The following is a 19,734-nucleotide window of genomic DNA, read 5'->3' as shown; positions in this document are numbered from 1 at the left end:
TGCGTGCTTCCCCTGGGGGCTCTGCCCCCAGACCCCCGGCAATCTGATCGGGGGAGGGCGCCACGGGTGGGTTGATGGCACGCCTGTTGGGTTGGGCGGCTGCGCGTTGCTTTGAGGGGTGCGTTGGCGGTGGGGTCCCGTCACGAGCCGCACCAGGAGCGGGCCACATGCAGGTAGGGGTGTCAACTCGACGAACAGCGTGTCGAGTTGACACCCCTACCTGCATGCAGCAAGAGCTGTGGTGCGACTCGTGACGGGACCCCACCGCCCGGCCCGTTTGGTAAGGACGGCTCGCCTAATGAGTGGTGGGCCGGTCGTCTGGCAGGCTCGTTTCTGGTAGTGCTGGTGGGTGAGCACTCTGCTCGCCTGGACTGTTGAGTCCTTGCCGAAGATCGTGCCCTCGCTGGTGCCGGGAGAACGTGATCGCTGCTGGGATGTCGTGCCCATTCTCAGGGGTGTGAGCACTGTTCATTAGGTCGCTGATGGTTCTCCCGCTGCTGCTGCCGGTGCTGGTGAGGTGCGAGCGGGGAGGGCGAGATGCTGTTGCTGATCGGTGATGACTGGGCCGAGGATCACCATGATGTCGAGGTGATGGATGTCGGCGGGCGTCGTCTGGTGAAGGCCCGGTTGCCCGAAGGCGTGGCGGGAATGGCCCGGTTGCACGCGTTGATCGCCGAGCATTCGGGTGATGCCGATGTCGAGGACGTGGAGGTGCGGGTCGGGATCGAGACGGATCGGGGTCCGTGGGTGGCCGCGCTGGTCGCGGCCGGATATACGGTGTTCGCGGTGAATCCGTTGTCGGTGGCCCGTTTCCGGGACCGGCATGTGGTGTCGGGTGCGAAGAGTGATGCGGGGACGCGCATGTGCTGGCCGACATGGTCCGCACTGATGCCCACCGGCTGAGGCCGGTCGCGGGCGATTCGGCCGAGGTCGAGGGCATCAAGGTGGTCGCGCGGGTGCACAAGACATTGATCTGGGACAACACCCGCCACACGCTGCGGCTGCGGCATTCTTTGCGTGAGTACTTCCCGGCCGCGCTGGAAGCCTTTGCTGATCTGGACGCGCCGGACACGCTGGAGCTGCTGGGCCGGGCGGCTGATCCGGACACCGCGAAGAGGTTGTCGTTCAACCAGATCCGCGGCGCGCTGGCGCGGGCCCGGCGTCGTGACGTCGACACCAGGGCCGCCGGGATCCAAGCCGCGTTGCGCACCGAGCACCTGGGCCGGCCGCCGGTGGTGACCGCCGCTTACGCGGCCACCACTCGTGCCACGATCGCGATCCTGGCCGCGTTGGCCGAGCAGATCACCGGCCTGCAGGGCGAGGTCGAGGCCCATTTTGGCCGGCACCCGGACGCTGAGATCGTGCTGTCCCAACCTGGGATGGGCGCGGTTCTGGGTGCTCGGGTGCTCGCCGAGTTCGGGGACGACCCTGACCGCTATGTCAGCGCGAAAGCCCGCAAGAACTACGCCGGCACCAGCCCGCTCACCGTCGCTTCCGGCCGCAGACGCACCGTCCGGGCCCGGCACGTCCACAACGACCGGCTCCTCGACGCCCTGATCGCCCAGGCGTTCGTCGCCATGCGGGTCAGCCCTGGCGCCCGCGCCTACTACCAGCAGCAACGCGCCCGCGGCAGCAGCCACAACGCCGCCCTGCGCCAACTCGCCAACCGCCTCGTCGGCATCCTGCACGGCTGCCTCAAAACCCGCACCACCTACGACGAGACCACCGCCTGGGCACACCACACCACCGCAGCCGCTTGACAGCCCCAGCAACTGGGATGTCTTCGGCTTCGCTAAAGCAGAGGGGCCTCCCGCGTCCTTTGGACTGCGGAAGGCCCCCACTGGGGAACAGCTCTCAGGCGTTGCCGTCGAACAGTGATGTGACGGAGCCGTCTTCGAACACTTCCTGGATCACGCGGGCCAGTAGTGGTGCGATCGAGAGCACGGTCATGTTCGGGAAGCGCTTTTCCGCTGGGATTGGCAGCGTGTCGGTGAACACGACCTCGCGGGCGCCCGAGTCCTGCAGGCGTTGGGTGGCCGGGCCGGAGAGGATGCCGTGCGTGGCGGCGATCACCACGTCGGAGGCGCCCTCGTTCAGGAGTTGCTTCACCGCGCCGGCGATGGTGCCGCCGGTGTCGACCATGTCGTCGATCACGATGCAGAGGCGGCCCTCGACCTTGCCTACGACGCGGTTCGAGACGACCTCGTTCGGGCGCAGTGGGTCGCGGGTCTTGTGGATGAACGCGATTGGCGTGCCGCCCAGGGTGTCCGCCCACTTCTCGGCCAGCTTGGTGCGGCCCGAGTCCGGGGAGACGACGGTGATCTCGTGGCCCGCGTACTTGCCGCGGATGTGGTCGGCCAGCAGCGGCATTGCCCACAGGTGGTCTACCGGGCCGTCGAAGAAGCCCTGGATCTGCGCGGTGTGCAGGTCTACCGAGACTAGGCGGTCGGCGCCTGCCGTTTTGAACAGGTCGGCTACCAGGCGGGCGGAGATGGGCTCGCGGCCGCGGTGCTTCTTGTCCTGACGGCTGTACGGGTAGAACGGCATGATCACGGTGATGCGCTTGGCGGAGGCCCGCTTCAGGGCGTCGACCATGATCAGCTGTTCCATCAGCCACTGGTTGATGGGCGCGGTGTGCGACTGGATGACGAAGGCGTCACAGCCGCGCACGGACTCCTCGAAGCGGACGAAGATCTCGCCGTTCGCGAAGTCGTAGGCCGACTGAGGAGTCACCGTGACGTTGAGGTGCTTCGAGACCTCTTCCGTCAACTCCGGGTAGGCACGCCCGCCGAAGAGCATCAGGTTCTTCTTCGGTGTGCCGGGCATCTGCGGGTTCACGGTCAGCGACCCTCCTCTGTGTTCTCGTCGGCATTCTGCTTCGCCAGGGCCTCGGCTGCTGCCTGAGCGGCGGCCGTGCCCTCACGACGGCTGAGGACCCAGCCTTCGAGGTTGCGCTGCGGGCCTCCGGACACGGCGAGCGCGCCCGGTGGGACGTTGCGGCGCAGGACGGTGCCCGCGCCGGTGTACGCGCCGTCGCCCACGGTCACCGGCGCTACGAACATGTTGTCCGAGCCGGTGCGGCAGTGGGATCCGACGATCGTGCGGTGCTTGTTCACGCCGTCGTAGTTGACGGTCACCGAGGCGGCACCGATGTTGCTGTGGTCGCCGATCGTGGCGTCGCCGATGTAGGACAGGTGGGGGACCTTCGAACCGTCGCCGATCTGCGAGTTCTTGGTCTCGACGAACGTGCCGATCTTGCCCTTCACGCCCAGCGACGTGCCGGGACGCAGGTAGGCGAACGGGCCGACGGACGCGCTGTCGCCGATCACCGAGTCGCTGCCGTGGGTCCGGATCACCGAGGCGCCCTCGCCGACGGTCACGCCGGACAGCGTCGTGTCGGGGCCGACGGTCGCCCTGGAGCCGATCACCGTGCCCGCGCGGAGCTGCACGTTCGGCTCGATCAGCGCGTCCTGGCCCACCCGCACGTCCGCGTCCACCCACACCGAGGCGGGGTCGACGACGGTCACGCCGGAGCGCATGAGGCCCTCGACGATGCGGCGGTTCATCTCGGCGCCGACGGCGGAGAGCTGCACGCGGTCGTTGATGCCCTCGACCAGCCACGGGTCGGACGCGATCAGCGCGCCGACGCGCAGGCCGTCGCCGCGGGCGATGCCCAGGACGTCGGTCAGGTAGAGCTCGCCCTGCGCGTTGTCGGTGGACAACCGCGAGAGGCCGTCGCGCAGCACCGCCGCGTCGAACGCGTAGACGCCGGAGTTGATCTCGTTGATCAGCTGCTCGACGTCGGAGGCGTCCTTCTGCTCCACGATCCGCTGCACGGTTCCGTCGGAGTCGCGCACGATCCGGCCGTACCCGGTGGGGTTCTCCAGCACGGCCGTGAGCACGGTGACCGCGTTGCCCGCCGCCGAGTGCTCGGCCAGCAGCGCGGTGAACGTCTGGGTGTCGAGCAGCGGCACGTCGCCGTAGCTGACGATCACCGTTCCGCCCAGGTCGTGGGGCAGCTCGGCCAGGCCGCACGAGACGGCGTGCCCGGTGCCCTTCTGCTCGGCCTGCACCGCGACGGTGACCTTGCGCCCGAGTGCACCCGCGAGGGTCTCCAGATGCTCGGTGACGGCTTCACGGCCGTGGCCGACGACGACGGCCAGGTGGTCGGGATCTGTGCCGGCCGCCGCGCGCACCGCGTGTTCCACGAGTGAGCGTCCGGCGATCCGATGCAGCACCTTGGGCGTGGACGACCGCATGCGGGTGCCTTCCCCGGCGGCGAGCACGACCGTGCTGACAGGGCCCTCGAGCATCAATGCTCTCCCTAACAGGCTGGGTGTTTCGAAGTCCGCGGACCAGCCTAAGCCTCCGCGGACGGCTCCCCGGCCACGGCCGCAACCTGGCAGCCACCTTGACGCTTCGCCACGTACATCGCCGAGTCCGCCCGTGACAGGGCCTGGTTGGCGGATTCGCGGGGGCGCAGCGAGATGACGCCGACCGACAGCGTCACGCCCCGGGAGAGGTCGATTGGCAGGCCTGCCACGGCATCCACGGCCCGGCCGAGTGCCGCTTCCGCGGCGTGCAGAGGGGCCCCCGGCAGCAGCACGACGAACTCGTCGCCGCCGTAGCGGGCGACCATGTCGTCACCCCGCAGGGCCTGCCGGAGTGTGCTGGCAATCACCCGAAGAACATCATCACCCTCGGCATGTGAATGCCGGTCGTTCACGCCCTTGAACCCGTCGAGGTCGACCAGCGCGATCGAGAACGGATCGACCTGACCGGCGATGAGCTCGCCCATCTTGTCGTCGAGCGCGCGGCGGTTCGGCAGCCCCGTCAGCGGGTCCTGCAACGCCTGTTGCGCTATCTGACCGTGCGCGCGCGTGAGCCGTTCGTGCTCGCGGCGCGTCTGCAACGTGGCCACGCGGGACTCCCGCATCTGCCACAGCTCCAGCTCCAGGGCCGCGTTGTAGGCCTGCAACGCCGACGTCGTGTGCGGTCCGCTCATGTGCGCGTACTCGCGCTCCAGCGACAGCACCAGCGACGGTTCCGACGTGTCGTGCTCCATCTGCGTGCGGGTGTCGTCGAGCACCTTGAGGGCGTCGTCCAGCCGGTTCGCCTCGACCAGGCACCGGGCCAGCGCGATCGCGACGATGATCAGTTCCCGCGCGTACATCGACAGGCCGCGCAACGACCACAGCCGGTCGAGGTGGCCTTCCTTCGGGTTCGTCAGCGCGTGGGCGGCGCCGAGGATCGGCACCTGCTCGGCGGCGTCGAGGTCGCGCCTGCCGGGGTGCAGCGACTGCCGGAACGGCACCTCGGCGGCCTCGGCGAGTCCGGAGGCGACCTTGAACTGCTCGTGCGCGGCGTCGTGGAGGTTCACCCGTTCGAGTCGCAGCCCCCAGCCGATCCGCAGCCGGGCCCGGTTCACCAGGTGTACGTAGATCTGGTGCGGCTGACCGCTCTCGCGCAACGCGTTGTTCGCGCCCGCCAGCACGTCGTCCGCCATCTCGTAGACACCGAGCTGGGTGAGCACGAGCGCGATGTCCTGCAGCGTCGTGGCGAGCAGCTGGTCCCAGATCCGCTTGTCGAAGACCGGGTCGACCTCGGGTTCCTCGTCGAGCATCATCGCGAGCGCCGACGCGATCTCGGTCAGCGCCTTGTCCTCGGCGTTGCCCAGCAGGAACCGGCGTCCGCGCAACGCCCGCGCGTCCGCCTCCAGCACGATCAGGCCGTGGCGGCGGCAGTGGGCGAGCATCTCGTCGAGCTGCGGGTCGGACATGTCGACGAGACCCGGCGTGACCAGCCTGACCACGGCCGCGGCTCGGAGCAGCTGCGCGACGATGCGGGGCTCACCACGACCCTGCGCCTCGGCGAGGATGTGGTCGATCTCGGAGGCCGCGTCGAGCTGTGCGGCGAGGTGGCTGCTCTGGGCCACGGCGACGAGTTCGGACGCGCGACCAACCAGCCACGCGTCGGACATCTCGTGATGGCGGTGGCCCACGTTGCCCTGCTCGTCGACCGTTTCCTCGGGCAGCTTCGCACCTCCCAAAGACCACACTGACCGTGCCCAGCTCCGCCACCAGGATTCGAACCTGGACCATCTGAACCAAAATCAGAGGTGCTGCCTTTACACCATGGCGGAATGAGCGAACTCGCGTCCGCTCAGGGCACATGTTGTCACGAGTGGTCCTCTTCTTGTCCAACCACCACTCAGTCGGCTCAGTTCAAGATCACGGCTTCGCGCCGACTGACCTGGTCAGAAAGTCGCCGAGAGCGCCCCGGTACGTGTCGGTCGCCACATTCCACCCCGAAGTGTGGTCGGCGCCGGGGATCTCGACGTACTGCAACGGCCACCCGAGCCCGCTCGCCGCCGTCGCGAGGTCGCGCGAGGACTGGGCCGGCACCGTGCCGTCCGCCGAGCCGTGGATGAGCAACGTCGGGGGCTTGAGCGCCGGAGGGTTGCGGATCAGGTCGAACCGGTCGAAGTCGATGTCCGCGCGCCAGCCGGAGACCAGTTCGGCCACGGGCGTGAGCCACGTCGGCACGCCCCGGTTCGCGGCCTGCAGGTTCAGCGTCTGCGTCCAGTTCGTGACGGGGGAGTCGAGCACCACGCCCGTCACGGCCGCCGCGAGCCCGGACCTGGCGAGCGTCTGGCCGACGATCGCGCCGCCCATCGACCAGCCGTAGAGCACGATCTTCTTCGCGCCCTGGCCCTGCGCGTACCTGATGGCGGCCTCGACGTCGTGCCATTCGGTGTCGCCGAGGTGGTAGAGGCCGTCCGGAGACTTCGGCACGCCGGCGTCGTTGCGGTAGGTGATCAGCAGGACGGGCAACCCGGCGCCGTGCAACTGAGGCACCACGCGCAGTGCCTCTTCGCGCGACGCGCCCCGCCCGTGCACGGTGATGACCCACGTGTCCTGGTTCGATCCCGGGACGAACCACGCGGGCATGTCGCCGAGTTCGCCGGGGACCGCGACGTCGCTGTAGACCAGGCCGAGCGACGTCTTGGGGGTGCCCTCGTAGACGTCGGTCTCGATGCGCACCTTCGTGCCCTCCGGCGGTGCGGTGCCTTCGAGCAGAGGACGTTCCACGCGGCCGTCCCTGTTCGAGGCGACGTCGCCGACCTTCGCGGTGCCGCCGGGCCAGACGATGCCGAACGTGCCGCGCAGCGTCGTGAGCTTCGATTCGGCGAGAACGACGTTCTTCTCGTCCACGCCGAGCGCGGTCTCCGGGTAGCGCCGCGGCACTTCCTCCGGTTCCAGCAGCTCACCGCTGTAATACCAGCCGACGACGCCCAGAGCCGCTGTGACCAGCACGAGCACGACGAGCAACGAGGTCACGGTGATCCGGATGATCTTGCGTCTGGCCATCATCCGATGATGCCGGGTCGAGGTCTCGATTCCAGGCGACACAGCGTGCTGATTCTGAGAACTGTCCGTGAGTTTCCAGGCGGGGTATGGCGAAAGCAGGGCAACCTAACTTACGCTTCCGTAAGTTACGGTCGCGTAGGTACGTCCGTCCCCTCACCCCCCGAGGTTCGCGCATGACGACGACGGTGAACCAGTCCACGGATCAGGGCCCCAAACCGCTGTTCGGCAAACGACGAAGTAATGCCGAACAGTCCGGCGTGTACGTGTTCGTCATCGTTCCCCTCATCGCCCTGCTGGCCGCCGTCCCCTTCGCGTGGGGCTGGGGCCTCGGCTGGGTCGACGTGGCCCTGTTCGTCGGCTTCTACTACCTCTCCGGCCTCGGCGTGACGATCGGCTACCACCGGTACTTCACGCACGGCTCGTTCAAGGCCAAGCGCCCGCTGAAGATCGCGCTCGCGATCGCCGGCTCGATGGCGTTGCAGGGCCCGGTGATCGACTGGGTCGCCGACCACCGCCGCCACCACGCCTTCTCCGACCGCGAGGGCGACCCGCACTCGCCGTGGCTGTTCGGCAGCGGCCCCGCGGCGCTGGCCAAGGGCTTCTGGCACGCGCACATGGGCTGGTTGTTCAAGCGCGACAAGACCAACCACGAGCGCTTCGCCCCGGACCTGCTGGCCGACAAGGACATCGTGTGGGTCGACAAGCACTTCGTGCTGTGGACGACGATCTCGCTGGCCGCGCCGGGTGTGCTGGGCGGCCTGCTCACGTGGTCGGTCTGGGGAGGCGTGACCGCGTTCTTCTGGGCAGGCCTGGTCCGCGTCGCGTTCCTGCACCACCTCACGTGGTCGGTGAACTCGATCTGCCACATGGTCGGCGACCGCCCGTTCGCCGCCCGTGACCGCTCCGCCAACGTCTGGGCGCTGGCGATCCTGAGCTTCGGCGAGTCGTGGCACAACCTGCACCACGCCGACCCGACCTCCGCGCGGCACGGCGTGAAGCGCGGCCAGATCGACATCTCGGCCCGCCTGATCTGGGTGTTCGAGAAACTCGGCTGGGCGACGAACGTGCGTTGGCCGAGTGAACAGCGGCTGGCCAGGATCACCGCGAAGACGTGAGCTTTGTAGGCTGACTCGATGGTCAGGGTCAGGATGACGGGCAAGGAACGCCGAGAGCAGCTCCTGGACGTCTCCCGGGCCCTGTTCGCCGAGAAGGGCTTCGACGCGACGTCGATCGAGGAGATCGCCCACCGCGCCAGCGTGTCGAAGCCCGTCGTCTACGAGCACTTCGGCGGCAAGGAAGGCATCTACGCCGTCGTCGTCGACCGCGAGATGCAGCGCCTGATGGACCAGATCATCACGGCCCTCGACGACGGCTCGCACCCGCGTGAGCTGCTCGAACAGGCCGCCTGCGCGTTGCTCGACTACATCGAGGGCTCGACGGACGGGTTCCGCATCCTGGTGCGCGACTCGCCCGTCGCGTCGTCCTCCGGCACGTTCTCGTCGCTGCTGAACGACATCGCGTCGCAGGTCGAGCACATCCTCGGCCTGCACTTCGCCAAGCAGGGCTACGACCGCAAGCTCGCCGCGCTGTACGCGCAGGCGCTGGTCGGGATGGTCGCGCTGACCGGCCAGTGGTGGCTGGAGGCGCGCAAGCCCAAGAAGGACGAGGTGGCGGCGCACCTGGTCAACCTCGCCTGGAACGGGCTCTCCGCGATGGAGCACAAGCCCAAGCTGCGCAGCCGTTCCTGAACCCTGAAACGGTCCGGGCCCCCTGAAGCGATGGACTTCGGGGTGGCCGTTCGTCGAGGGGTCGGGCGGCCATCCGGGTGTCAGGCGGTCCCGGTGAGCCTGAGCAGCTTGTCGTCCGTGCCGTTCGACGACGTGACGTAGAGCGACCCGTCCGGCGCGGTGCGGGCGGCCCGCAGCCGGCCGTACCTGTCGTTCAGCTCCTCCGGGATGCTCACGTTCTGCACCTTGCCCGCGGCGTCGAGCGTGAAGAGCAGCAGCTTCGAGCCCTTGAGCGCGGTGATCGCGAGCTTTCCGTTCCAGAACGCCGCCTGGCAGATCGCCTCGGTCGTCGACCCCGACGACCACGCCGCCGGCACCGCGTCCGGGAACCGTTGCAGGTCGGTCATCGGCACGCTCTCGTCATACCTGGCCTGCGTGCCGCCCTTGGACGGGTCCCAGCCGTAGTTGGCGCCCTTCTGCACCAGGTTGACCTCGTCGTCGACATCCGGCCCGTGCTCGCTGGAGAAGACCTGGTCGCTGCCCGGCCGGAACACCACGCCCTGCACGTTGCGGTGGCCGAAGGAGTAGACCCGGCGCTCGTTGGCGTTCGCCGAGGTGATGAAGGGGTTGCCGGCCGCGCCCTCGCCGGTCTCCGGGTCGATCCGCAGCACCTTGCCGCCGAGACTGGTCTTGTCCTGCGGGTTGCGGGCCTGCGCGATGTCCCCGGTCGCGACGAACATCGAGCCGTCCGGCGCCAGCGTCGGCCGGCAGCCGGAATGACGGCCGCTCGGGTTCGACGGCATGCCGGTGAGCAGGTCCTTGGTCTTGGTGGCCTTCGTGCCGTCGAGCCGGAACGTCACCAGCCGCACGTCCCTGACCGTGTTGTAGCAAACGGTGAAGCGCTGGTTGTCCGGGTGGATCACCAGGCCCATCAGGCCGCCCTCGCCGCGCACCTGCACGTCGGTGAGGTCGATGTCGACGGGAGTGACCTGGCCGTCGCGGACCAGCTTGATCCGCCCCGGCCGTTCGGTGACGAGCATCGAACCGTCGGGCAGGAACCCGATGTCCCACGCGTGCTGGAAGCCGCCCGCGACCTCCTCGACCTTGAGCCCGGCCGGCGCGGGAGCCTTCGACGGCGCGTTGCCGCCAGGTTCCGGCGACGAGCACGCCGCGAGGACCAGCACCAACCCAGCAGCAACGAGTGCGCGCATGTCCCAACTATGCGTTTTGTGCCGTGGAGGTTCCGTAAGGCCGCTCAACGGGCAGCAACGCGCGCGCTCCGTCCAGATCTCGCGCACGCACCTTGTCGTGAACCTCGCGCGCAAGGGCCGTCACGTCGGTGATGCTCGTGATCCACTCGTTGACGTACATGGCCGAGGCCTCACGAGCGAGTCCGATCTGGATGGAGCGGTGCTCCAGCGCCTCGTGGTTCAACCCGCGCTCCGGGTCCCACTGCACGCGCACCGACGGCTTGCCGCTGATCCTGCTGCTGACCGCGTTGGAGACCGCCCAATCGAACCCCGCGCGGGTGATGCGCACGGCCAGCACGCGTTCCTGGCCTTCCTTCCGGGCGTACCCGCAGCGGTACATCATCCAGAGGAACGACGGCTTGATCCACGTCATCCGCTCCGTCTTGAACGGCGGCACGAACCGGTGCGCCGCCACGGCAGCGTCGGCGATGGCTGGCGAATAGGCCTGGTAGACCACGATGGACTGATCGTCGTAGTCAGCCCTGATCTCTCTCGTTGACACGTGCACAGGGTGACGGCTCGTCCTTCGCCGTAGCCACCCGATTTCGCCGTGGCAACCGCAACCGGCCGCGCTCCCGGAGCCCCGCTCAAGCCACCCGATAAGGGGTCGCGGAACGAGCTAAGGTGGGTGGTGAGACCCCTCGTCCCAGGCAGGGGTCTGTCCGGCGTTCGCGCATCGTCCGGCCATTCCGCACTCGACCGGGGTTTCTCACATGCCGCTGCTCGGCCTGCTCGATGGTGTCCTGCCCGACAAAGCCCTCCGCACGTTGATCGACTCCGCCGGTGTCCCCGAGCTGGAGCTGGACGGCCCGCTGGCCGCCCGCCCGCTCGTCACCGCCGCGCTGTCCACGGTCCGGCCGGTGCTGGCCGTGACCGCCACGGGCAGGGAGGCCGAAGAGCTGACGAACGTCCTGAAGGACCTGATCGGCGCGGACAGGGTCGCGTTCTTCCCCAGCTGGGAGACGCTGCCGCACGAACGCCTGAGTCCCCGCGCGGACACGGTCGGCGCGCGCCTGCAGATCCTCCGCAGGCTCAAGCACCCCGAGGGCGACCCGATCAAGGTCCTCGTCACGACGGTCCGCAGCCTCATCCAGCCGATGGCGCCGGGCCTGGGAGACCTCAAGCCCGTGCACCTGAAGGTCGGCGAGGAGCAGGACTTCGCCGAGCTGATCACGCGGCTCGCCGAGAACGCCTACAGCCGCGTCGACATGGTCGAGAAGCGCGGCGAGTACGCGACGCGCGGCGGCATCCTCGACCTCTTCCCGCCGACGGCCGAGCACCCGTTCCGCGTCGAGTTCTGGGGCGACGAGGTCAGCGAGATCCGGCCGTTCTCGGTGCAGGACCAGCGATCGCTGCCGGTGGAGGTCACCGGCTTCGTCGCGCCGCCGTGCCGTGAGCTGCTGCTGACCGACGACGTGCGGCACCGCGCGGCCGAGCTGGCCGAGGAGCACCGGTCCGACGCGCACCTCGCGGAGATGCTGGAGAAGATCTCGGGCGGCATCGCGGTCGAGGGCATGGAGGCGCTCATCCCGGCGCTGTGCCCCGGCGAGCTGCAGCTGCTCACCGACGTCGTCGAGAAGGGCACGCACGTCCTGCTCCACGACCCGGAGAAGATCCGGGCCCGCGCGGCCGACCTGGTCCGCACCGGTCAGGAGTTCCTCGAAGCGTCCTGGATGGCGGCCGCCGCGGGTGGCAAGGCGCCGATCGACCTCGGCCGCAGCGGGTACCAGGGCATCGGCGAGATCTCCGGGCACGCCAAGGCGAACGACCGTCCGTGGTGGACGCTCAGCCAGCTCACCACCGACTCCCAGGACGTCGTGCACCTCGACGTCAAGCCGGTCGAGGCCTACCAGGGCGACGTCGAGCGCGCGTTCGCGGACCTCAAGGCGCACACGGCGACGGGCGGCGCGGCCGTGCTGGTCGTGCCCGGCGCCGGTACCGCGCAACGAGCCGTCGAACGGCTCAAGGAGGCCGAAGTCTCGGCCGTCTGCGTCGAATCTCTTGACGCGGCACCGAAAGCGGGCACCGTCACGGTCGTGCGCGGCGCGCTCGAGGACGGGTTCGTGCTGCCGGACCTCGCGCTGGTGGTGCTCACCGAGACCGACCTGACCGGCGGCCGCGGCGGTACGTCCACGAAGGACATGCGCCGGATGCCGTCCAAGCGGCGCAACGCGGTCGACCCGCTGGCGCTCAAGGCCGGCGACTTCGTGGTGCACGAGCAGCACGGCATCGGCAAGTACGTGGAGATGGTCCAGCGGACGGTCGCGGGCGCCACCCGCGAGTACCTGGTCCTCGAGTACGCCAGCAGCAAACGCGGCCAGCCCGGCGACCGGCTGTTCGTGCCGACCGACCAGCTCGACGAGGTCAGCCGGTACGTCGGCGGCGAGCTGCCGACGCTGAACAAGCTCGGCGGCAGCGACTGGAAGAACACGAAGTCCAAGGCGCGCAAGGCGGTCAAGCAGATCGCGGCCGAGCTGGTGCAGCTCTACGCGGCCCGCCAGAGCGCCCCCGGCCACGCGTTCGCGAGCGACACGCCCTGGCAGCGCGAGCTGGAGGACGCGTTCGCGTTCACCGAGACGCAGGACCAGATGGCCGCGATCGACGAGGTCAAGGCCGACATGGAACGTTCCGTGCCGATGGACCGCGTCATCTGCGGCGACGTCGGCTACGGCAAGACGGAGATCGCGGTCCGCGCGGCGTTCAAGGCGGTGCAGGACGGCAAGCAGGTCGTCGTGCTGGTGCCGACGACGCTGCTCGCTCAGCAGCACCTCAACACGTTCGCCGAGCGCATGCGCCAGTTCCCGGTGAACGTCAAGGGACTGAGCCGCTTCACCGACGCGCAGGAGTCCGCGCAGACGATCGCCGGTCTCGCGGACGGCGAGGTCGACATCGTGATCGGCACGCACCGGTTGCTCCAGAAGAACGTGCGGTACAAGGACCTGGGCCTCGTGATCGTCGACGAGGAGCAGCGATTCGGTGTGGAGCACAAGGAACACATCAAGGCGCTGCGCACGCACGTCGACGTGCTGACGATGTCCGCGACGCCGATCCCGCGCACACTGGAGATGTCGCTCGCCGGCATCCGCGAGATGTCCACGATCCTGACCCCGCCGGAGGAACGGCACCCGATCCTCACCTACGTCGGCGCATACGACGACAAGCAGGTCGGCGCGGCGATCCGGCGCGAGCTGATGCGCGACGGCCAGGTCTTCTACGTGCACAACCGGGTCTCGACGATCGAGAAGGCCGCGAAGCGCATCCGCGAGCTGGTGCCCGAGGCCAGGGTCGTGACCGGGCACGGCCAGATGAACGAGGACAAGCTCGAACACCTCATTCAGGGGTTCTGGGAACGCGAGTACGACGTGCTCGTCTGCACGACGATCGTCGAGACCGGCCTGGACATCTCCAACGCCAACACGCTGATCGTCGAGCGCGGCGACCTGCTCGGCCTGGCGCAGCTGCACCAGCTGCGCGGACGCGTCGGCCGTGGCCGCGAGCGCGGGTACTCGTACTTCCTGTACCCCGCCGAGACCCCGCTGACCGAGCACGCGCACGACCGGCTCGCGACGATCGCGCAGAACACCGAGCTGGGCGCCGGCATGGCCGTCGCGATGAAGGACCTGGAGATCCGCGGCGCCGGCAACATCCTCGGCGCCGAGCAGTCCGGTCACATCGCGGGCGTCGGCTTCGACCTCTACATCCGGCTGGTGGGCGAGGCCGTCGAGGCGTTCCGCAAGCACGCCGGGGCGGACGGCGTCGAAGAGGAGGAGCTCGCCGAGGTCCGCGTCGATCTTCCGGTCGACGCGCACATCCCGCACGAGTACGTGCCGGGCGAGCGGCTGCGGCTGGAGGCCTACCGCAAGATCGCGGCCGCGTCCGACGAGGCCGCGCTGACGTCCGTCTGGGACGAGCTCAAGGACCGCTACGGCACGCCGCCGGAGCCGGTCGAGCGCCTGCTCGGCGTGGCCCGCCTGCGGCACGCCTGCCGCCGTCACGGGGTCACCGAGGTGATCGCGATGGGCCAGAACCTGCGGTTCGCGAAGCTGGAACTGCTCGACTCGCAGCTGGTCAGGCTGCGGCGGCTGTTCCCGAAGGCCGTCTACAAGCAGGCCATGGGCACGGTCACCGTGCCTAGGCCGACGGAGGGAGCGGCGGGCGGCCGGATGGGTGCACCGCAGTTGCGCGACCAGGAGCTGTTGAACTGGTGCGGTGCGTTCCTCGACTCACTCGTGGGGACTCCCGTGACCCCGGTCACCAAGGCGTGAGAGGGTAGATCCTCGTGAGCACTGTTCTGAAGCGTTTCTCGCTGGTCGGTGTGGCTGTGGCGCTGTTCGCCACCGGATGCGCGACCGGGCCTGCGAAGGCCACCTCGGCCGCGATCGTCGGGGACCAGGCGATCGGTCTGCAGACCGTCCAGGACCGGACCGTGAAGGTGCTCAAGAAGGAGCCCGCGGCCCAGCAGATGCAGGACCAGGGCAAGCTCGACCAGGTCTCGAAGCTGGTGCTGGCCGACGAGATCAACCACAAGATCGCCGAGCGGGCGGGTCAGCTCGAGAACATCACCGTCGACGAGACCAAGGTGTTCGACGCGATCAAGGAGAAGGGCGGCCCCGAGGCCGCCGCCAAGCAGAGCGAGCAGGACGAGACCACGATCTACCGCCGTCAGCGCGACGTGCTGGTGATGGGTGAGCTCGCCCGCCGCAACCTCTCCACGCTCGAGGTCGTCATCGACTTCTTCCAGGTCCAGGACCCGAAGGAGGCCAAGGAGAAGGCCGCCGAGGTCACCGCCGACCCCTCGAAGATGTCGAGGTTCGTGCAGGAGGCCCCGCGCACCACCAGCGGTCAGCAGGCGTCGGCGACGAACCAGAAGGTCCGCGTCACCGAGAACCCGTCGCTGGTGCACACGATGCTGTGGGGCGTGAAGCCCGGCACCGTCGTCGCCTTCCCCGCCGACGAGCAGCAGTCGAGCTGGATGGTCGCGCTGGTCAAGGAGCGCAACAAGGTCTCGCCGACGCCCGGCGAGGACGACCTGATCGAGCGCATCGACCCGCAGCTGCTCGCGGCCTTCGGCCTGCGGATCGCGCAGTTCCTCACCGCGGACCTGAACATCGAGGTCAACCCCCGCTACGGCGTGTGGGACCCGACCAACGCGCAGATCGTCGGCAACCCCGGCGAACGCGCCGGTTTCGTCGGTGTGAGCTCGACCAAGAACAAGTCTTGATCACCGTCGTCGTCCTGAGCGAGCGGCTCGACGCCGTCCTGCCCGCCGCCGCCCTGCCCGCGTTGCGCTCGGCCAAGGCCGTCTACGCGGGTGAGGGCGTGCCGCTGGAGTTCTGGTCCTCGCTCGGGGTCGACGGGCCCGCGCCCGCCGTCGTGCCGGACGGCGCGGTGGTGATCACGACCTCGGCCGACGCCTATCCGGACGCGAACGTGATCACGACGCCGGAGCCGTTGGGTGCCGCGTTGCTCGACGCGGCCGCGGTGATGCACCGGCTGCGTTCGCCGGGCGGATGTCCGTGGGACGCCGAACAGGACCACGACTCGTTGCGCCAGTACCTCGTCGAGGAGACCTTCGAGCTGCTGGAGGCGATCGAGGACGGCGACCGCGCGTCGATGCGCGAGGAGCTTGGTGACGTGCTCCTGCAGGTGCTGTTCCACGCCCGTGTGGCCGCTGAGGACCCCGAGGATCCGTTCGACATCGACGCCGTCGCGTCCGAACTGGTCGCGAAGCTCGTCGGACGGCATCCGCACGTCTTCGAGGGCAACGATCCGGCGGTGCACGACGCGACCTCGCAGCAGCACCGCTGGGAGGAGCTCAAGCAGGCCGAGAAGCAGCGCGAGTCCAGTGTGGACGGTGTCGCGCTGGGTCAGCCGGCCGTCGCGCTGGCCGCGAAGCTGGTGCAGCGCACCAAACGCGCGGGCTTCCCCGTCGACCTGCTGCCCGAGGGTGACGACACGGGCACGACGTTGTTCGCCGTGACCGCTTTGTCCAAGCTCGCGGGTGAGGACCCGGAGACGGAGCTTCGCCAGGTCTGCCGCCGCTTCGCCGCGAACGTCCGCGAGGCGGAGGCCAAGGCACGGGCCGAAGGTCTAGATTCGCTTGCGGCTGAGGACTGGCGGCGTTTTTTGCCCTCCTGAAACGGTGAGCGTGGGCTAACGTCGATCTCGTGACTTACCTTCGGTACCCGCATCTGCGCGGTGACTTGGTGACGTTCGTGGCCGAGGACGACGTGTGGCTCGCGCCCGTCGACGGAGGAAGGGCCTGGCGCGCGTCCGCTGATCAGGTACCGGCCCGCACGCCCCGGTTTTCGCCCGACGGCACGCAGTTGGCCTGGGCCAGCTGGATCGACGGCGCACCGGAAGTGCGCGTGGCGCCTGTGGACGGTGGCCCCGCACGCCGGTTGACGCACTGGGGCGTGGCCCGGACGGCCGTGTCCGGGTGGACTCCGGACGGGCGAGTGCTCGCCGTGTCGACCACGGGACAGATGTCGCGCCACCGCAAGCAGGCGCACGCCGTTCCACTGGACGGCGGACCTTCCGAGGTGCTGCCGTACGGGTGGGTCAACGACGTGTCGTTCGGCCCGGACGGCCAGGTCGTCGCGTCCTCCAGCTACATGCAGGAACCGGCGTGGTGGAAGCGGTACCGCGGTGGCACCGCGGGCAAGCTCTGGGTGGACACCGAAGGTTCCGGCGACTTCGTCCGCGTGCTCTCCGGTCTCCAGTCGTCGCTGTCGAACCCGATGTGGGTCGACGGGCGGATCGCGTTCCTGTCCGACCACGACGGCGTCGGCAGCGTGTTCTCGGTGCTGCCGGACGGCACCGACCTCCAGCGCCACACCTCCGGGGAGTTCTACGCCCGCAACGCTTCCACCGACGGCTCGCGGGTGATCTTCCACCAGGCAGGCGAACTGTGGCTGCTCGACGGGCTGTCCGAACTGCGCAAGCTCGACATCAAGCTCGGCGGGCCGCGCACCGGCCTGCAACCCCGGCACATCAAGGCTTCCGGGAACATCGAGTCGTTCAGCGTGGACCACACCGGCCGCGCCTCGGCGGTCGAGGTCCGCGGCTCCGTGCACTGGGTGACGCATCGCGACGGCCCGGTTCGCGTGCTGGCCGACCGTTCCGACGTCCGCGCGCGGCTGCCGAAGGTGCTCGGCGAGACCGATCACGTGGTGTGGGTGACCGACGTCGAGGGCGAGGAGGCCCTGGAGATCGCGCCGGTCGGCGGGGTCGAGCCGGGCAACACCGCGCGCCGCGTCGCTTCCGGTGCTCTCGGGCGGGTCATGTCCCTGGCCGCCGCGCCCGATGGCTCGCGTGTCGCCGTTGCCACGCACGACGGCCGTTTGTTGTTGGTGGACATCGCTTCCGGTGAGGTGCGCGAGGTCGTCAGCGGTGCGAACGCGCACATCACGCACCTCGCCTTCTCGCCGGACTCCGCGTGGCTCGCGTGGTCGCATCCTGGGCCGACTCCGTTGCGGCACATCAAGATGGTGAACGCGGCGGATCTGTCCGTTGTGGACGTGACGCCGTTGCGGTTCGCCGACTTCGCGCCGACGTTCACCGAGGACGGCAAGTACCTGGCGTTCCTGTCGATCCGGACGTTCGACCCGGTCTACGACGCGCACGTGTTCGACCTGTCGTTCCCGACCGGCTGCCGCCCGCACCTCGTGCCGCTGGCGGCCACGACGCCGTCGCCGTTCGCCCCGATGCACGGCGGGCGCCCGGTTGGCGACGAGGACAAGGACTCCGAGGACGACGACGAGAAGGCCTCGGTCACGAAGGTCGACCTCGAGGGCCTCGCCGACCGAGTGGTGCCGGTGCCCGTCGCGGCCGCCGACTACGTGTCGTTGAAGGCGGCTCGCGGCGGTCTGCTGTGGCTGCGCCGGCCGTTGCTCGGCGTCCTGGGCGACAACCTGGCGTCACCGGACGCGCGCCCGCCGCGGACCGCGCTGGAGCGCTACGACTTCGGCAAGCAGAAGACCGAGTGCCTGGCGGACAGCGCGGACGCGTTCGCGGTGTCCGGCGACGGCAAGCGGATGGTCGTCGAGGACCGCGGTGACCTGCGGGTCGTGCCGTCCGACAGCAAGGCCGACGAGGACTCGGCCGACTACGTGGAGATCGACCTCGCCCGCGTGCGCGTCGTCGTCGATCCCGCGCTGGAATGGGCGCAGATGTACGCCGAGAACGGGCGGCTCATGCGCGACCACTTCTGGCGCACCGACATGGGCGGCGTCGACTGGCAGGGCGAACTGGACCGCTACCGGCCGCTGGTGGCCGAGGTGGGCAGCCACGACGACCTGGTCGACCTGCTGTGGGAGGTGCAGGGCGAGCTCGGCACCTCGCACGCCTACGTCTGGGGCGAGTCGCCGCGCGTGCCCGCGTCCCGTCGTCAGGGGCTGCTGGGTGCGGACCTGGTGCGTGACGGGGACTCGTGGGTCGTTGGGCGCGTGATTCCTGGCGAGTCGTCCGACCCGCACGCGCGTTCGCCGCTGTGCGCGCCTGGGGTGGCCGTGCGCGCTGGAGACGTTCTCGTGGCCGTGGACGGTCGTCCGGTCGGGTTGGCCGGGCCTGGGGCGTTGCTGGTGGGGACCGCTGGGAAGCCGGTGGAGCTGACCGTGCGTCCCGGTGGTGGTGGAGAGCTGCGTCGGGTCGTGGTGGTGCCTCTGGCCGATGAGGAGCCTCTGCGCTACCACGACTGGGTCGCCAACCGTCGTGCGTTCACGCACGCGCAGTCAGGTGGCCGTGTGGGCTATCTGCACGTGCCGGACATGATGGGCGCCGGCTGGGCCCAGCTGCACCGGGACCTGCGGGTCGAGCTGGCTCGTGAGGCTCTTGTGTTGGACGTCCGCGAGAACGGTGGCGGGCACACCTCGCAGTTGGTCATCGAGAAGCTCGGTCGCAAGGTGATCGGCTGGTCCGTCGCCCGCGGGTACACGGCGTCGGAGTCCTACCCGCAGGACGCGCCCCGTGGGCCCGTGGTGGCGGTGGCCGACGAGTACGCCGGATCGGACGGCGACATCGTCAACGTGGCCATCAAGGAGCTCGGGATCGGGCCCGTGGTCGGGGTGCGCACCTGGGGCGGTGTCATCGGTATCGACATGCTGTACACGCTGGTCGACGGCACGATGGTCACCCAACCGAGGTACGCGTCCTACTTCAAGGGCCACGGGTGGGCGGTGGAGAACTACGGTGTCGACCCGGACATCGAGGTGGTCATGACGCCGTCCGACCGCGTTTCCAGCCGCGACCCACAGCTGGAGAAGGCCGTTTCGTTGGCCCTGGAAACCCTTTCATCTTCGCCCGCCGCTCACGCTCCGGAGTTGCCGCCGCTGAGCTGAACACCCCATCGTGTGACTAAAGAACTGTGACGGACTGTTCCATGTGGAC

Annotated in this window: 12 protein-coding genes, 1 tRNA gene and 1 pseudogene; 7 read left to right on the top strand and 7 right to left on the bottom strand. The window is 69.1% G+C overall.

The genetic code is table 11. The features are described from left to right. Positions 1-540 precede the first annotated feature (540 nt). Positions 541-1,760: pseudogene (locus BM417_RS33390) on the top strand (IS110 family RNA-guided transposase). A 94-nt stretch (positions 1,761-1,854) separates the two neighbouring features. On the opposite strand, the gene BM417_RS33385 reads toward BM417_RS33390, so the two are convergent. From BM417_RS33385 to BM417_RS33365, 5 genes are all read right to left on the bottom strand, one after another. After that, complete coding sequence (locus tag BM417_RS33385; protein WP_030482093.1) at positions 1,855-2,826, bottom strand: ribose-phosphate diphosphokinase; 972 nt, start codon at positions 2,824-2,826, stop codon at positions 1,855-1,857. 14 nt (positions 2,827-2,840) lie between these two features. Continuing rightward, complete coding sequence (gene glmU, locus BM417_RS33380; RefSeq protein WP_093602742.1) at positions 2,841-4,313, bottom strand: bifunctional UDP-N-acetylglucosamine diphosphorylase/glucosamine-1-phosphate N-acetyltransferase GlmU; 1,473 nt, start codon at positions 4,311-4,313, stop codon at positions 2,841-2,843. A 47-nt stretch (positions 4,314-4,360) separates the two neighbouring features. Beyond that, positions 4,361-6,058, bottom strand: a complete 1,698-nt coding sequence (locus BM417_RS33375) for a GGDEF domain-containing protein (protein WP_245822318.1) — start codon at positions 6,056-6,058, stop codon at positions 4,361-4,363. A gap of 13 nt (positions 6,059-6,071) precedes the next feature. Then, positions 6,072-6,142 (bottom strand) — tRNA-Gln (locus tag BM417_RS33370). A gap of 88 nt (positions 6,143-6,230) precedes the next feature. Further along, the gene (locus BM417_RS33365; RefSeq protein WP_245822317.1) at positions 6,231-7,370 is read right to left on the bottom strand and encodes an alpha/beta hydrolase family protein; all 1,140 of its coding nucleotides are present in this window, start codon (positions 7,368-7,370) and stop codon (positions 6,231-6,233) included. Between the two features lie 173 nt (positions 7,371-7,543). Between BM417_RS33365 and BM417_RS33360 the strand changes: the two genes are divergently transcribed. Together BM417_RS33360 and BM417_RS33355 are read left to right on the top strand one after the other, a co-directional pair. Continuing rightward, entirely contained in the window at positions 7,544-8,485 is a 942-nt protein-coding gene (locus tag BM417_RS33360; protein WP_093602738.1) for an acyl-CoA desaturase, read from the top strand. A gap of 33 nt (positions 8,486-8,518) precedes the next feature. Next, positions 8,519-9,118, top strand: coding sequence for a TetR/AcrR family transcriptional regulator (locus BM417_RS33355; RefSeq protein ID WP_143138896.1), 600 nt, complete (start codon positions 8,519-8,521; stop codon positions 9,116-9,118). An 80-nt stretch (positions 9,119-9,198) separates the two neighbouring features. Here BM417_RS33355 and BM417_RS33350 read toward each other — a convergent pair whose 3' ends face one another. Both BM417_RS33350 and BM417_RS33345 read right to left on the bottom strand, forming a co-directional pair. Then, positions 9,199-10,308, bottom strand: a complete 1,110-nt coding sequence (locus BM417_RS33350; protein ID WP_093602734.1) for a PQQ-dependent sugar dehydrogenase — start codon at positions 10,306-10,308, stop codon at positions 9,199-9,201. 7 nt (positions 10,309-10,315) lie between these two features. After that, positions 10,316-10,849: a DUF4291 domain-containing protein gene (locus BM417_RS33345; RefSeq protein WP_093602825.1), complete on the bottom strand. Its 534-nt coding sequence runs from the start codon at positions 10,847-10,849 to the stop codon at positions 10,316-10,318. Between the two features lie 211 nt (positions 10,850-11,060). Between BM417_RS33345 and mfd the strand changes: the two genes are divergently transcribed. Genes mfd through BM417_RS33325 form a run of 4 tightly spaced genes read left to right on the top strand, consistent with a single transcriptional unit; the run spans position 11,061 to position 19,685 of the window. Then, positions 11,061-14,612 (top strand): transcription-repair coupling factor, encoded by a 3,552-nt coding sequence (gene mfd / locus BM417_RS33340; protein ID WP_177320728.1) that lies wholly within the window; start codon positions 11,061-11,063, stop codon positions 14,610-14,612. 14 nt (positions 14,613-14,626) lie between these two features. Further along, positions 14,627-15,568 (top strand): hypothetical protein, encoded by a 942-nt coding sequence (locus BM417_RS33335; RefSeq protein ID WP_093602732.1) that lies wholly within the window; start codon positions 14,627-14,629, stop codon positions 15,566-15,568. Beyond that, the gene (locus BM417_RS33330) at positions 15,565-16,485 is read left to right on the top strand and encodes a MazG family protein (RefSeq protein ID WP_093602730.1); all 921 of its coding nucleotides are present in this window, start codon (positions 15,565-15,567) and stop codon (positions 16,483-16,485) included. The genes BM417_RS33335 and BM417_RS33330 overlap by 4 nt, the downstream gene beginning before the upstream one ends. A 29-nt stretch (positions 16,486-16,514) precedes the next feature. Next, positions 16,515-19,685 carry a S41 family peptidase gene (locus BM417_RS33325; protein ID WP_093602728.1) on the top strand — a complete coding sequence of 1,057 codons (3,171 nt, stop codon included), beginning with the start codon at positions 16,515-16,517 and terminating at the stop codon, positions 19,683-19,685. Positions 19,686-19,734: the final 49 nt, after the last annotated feature.

This window comes from Lentzea waywayandensis (assembly GCF_900115955.1).
GTDB lineage: Bacteria > Actinomycetota > Actinomycetes > Mycobacteriales > Pseudonocardiaceae > Lentzea > Lentzea waywayandensis.
Note: the sequence above shows the minus strand (reverse complement) of the source record. Positions and strands in the feature narration are given on the sequence as shown.

Bases quoted from the DNA above. Each gene is read 5' to 3' on its own strand.
- mfd (WP_177320728.1), top strand. From the start codon at position 11,061: ATGCCGCTGCTCGGCCTGCTCGATGGTGTCCTGCCCGACAAAGCCCTC.
- glmU (WP_093602742.1), bottom strand. From the start codon at position 4,313: ATGCTCGAGGGCCCTGTCAGCACGGTCGTGCTCGCCGCCGGGGAAGGC.
- BM417_RS33385 (WP_030482093.1), bottom strand. From the start codon at position 2,826: ATGCCCGGCACACCGAAGAAGAACCTGATGCTCTTCGGCGGGCGTGCC.
- BM417_RS33365 (WP_245822317.1), bottom strand. From the start codon at position 7,370: ATGGCCAGACGCAAGATCATCCGGATCACCGTGACCTCGTTGCTCGTC.
- BM417_RS33355 (WP_143138896.1), top strand. From the start codon at position 8,519: ATGACGGGCAAGGAACGCCGAGAGCAGCTCCTGGACGTCTCCCGGGCC.
- BM417_RS33350 (WP_093602734.1), bottom strand. From the start codon at position 10,308: ATGCGCGCACTCGTTGCTGCTGGGTTGGTGCTGGTCCTCGCGGCGTGC.
- BM417_RS33360 (WP_093602738.1), top strand. From the start codon at position 7,544: ATGACGACGACGGTGAACCAGTCCACGGATCAGGGCCCCAAACCGCTG.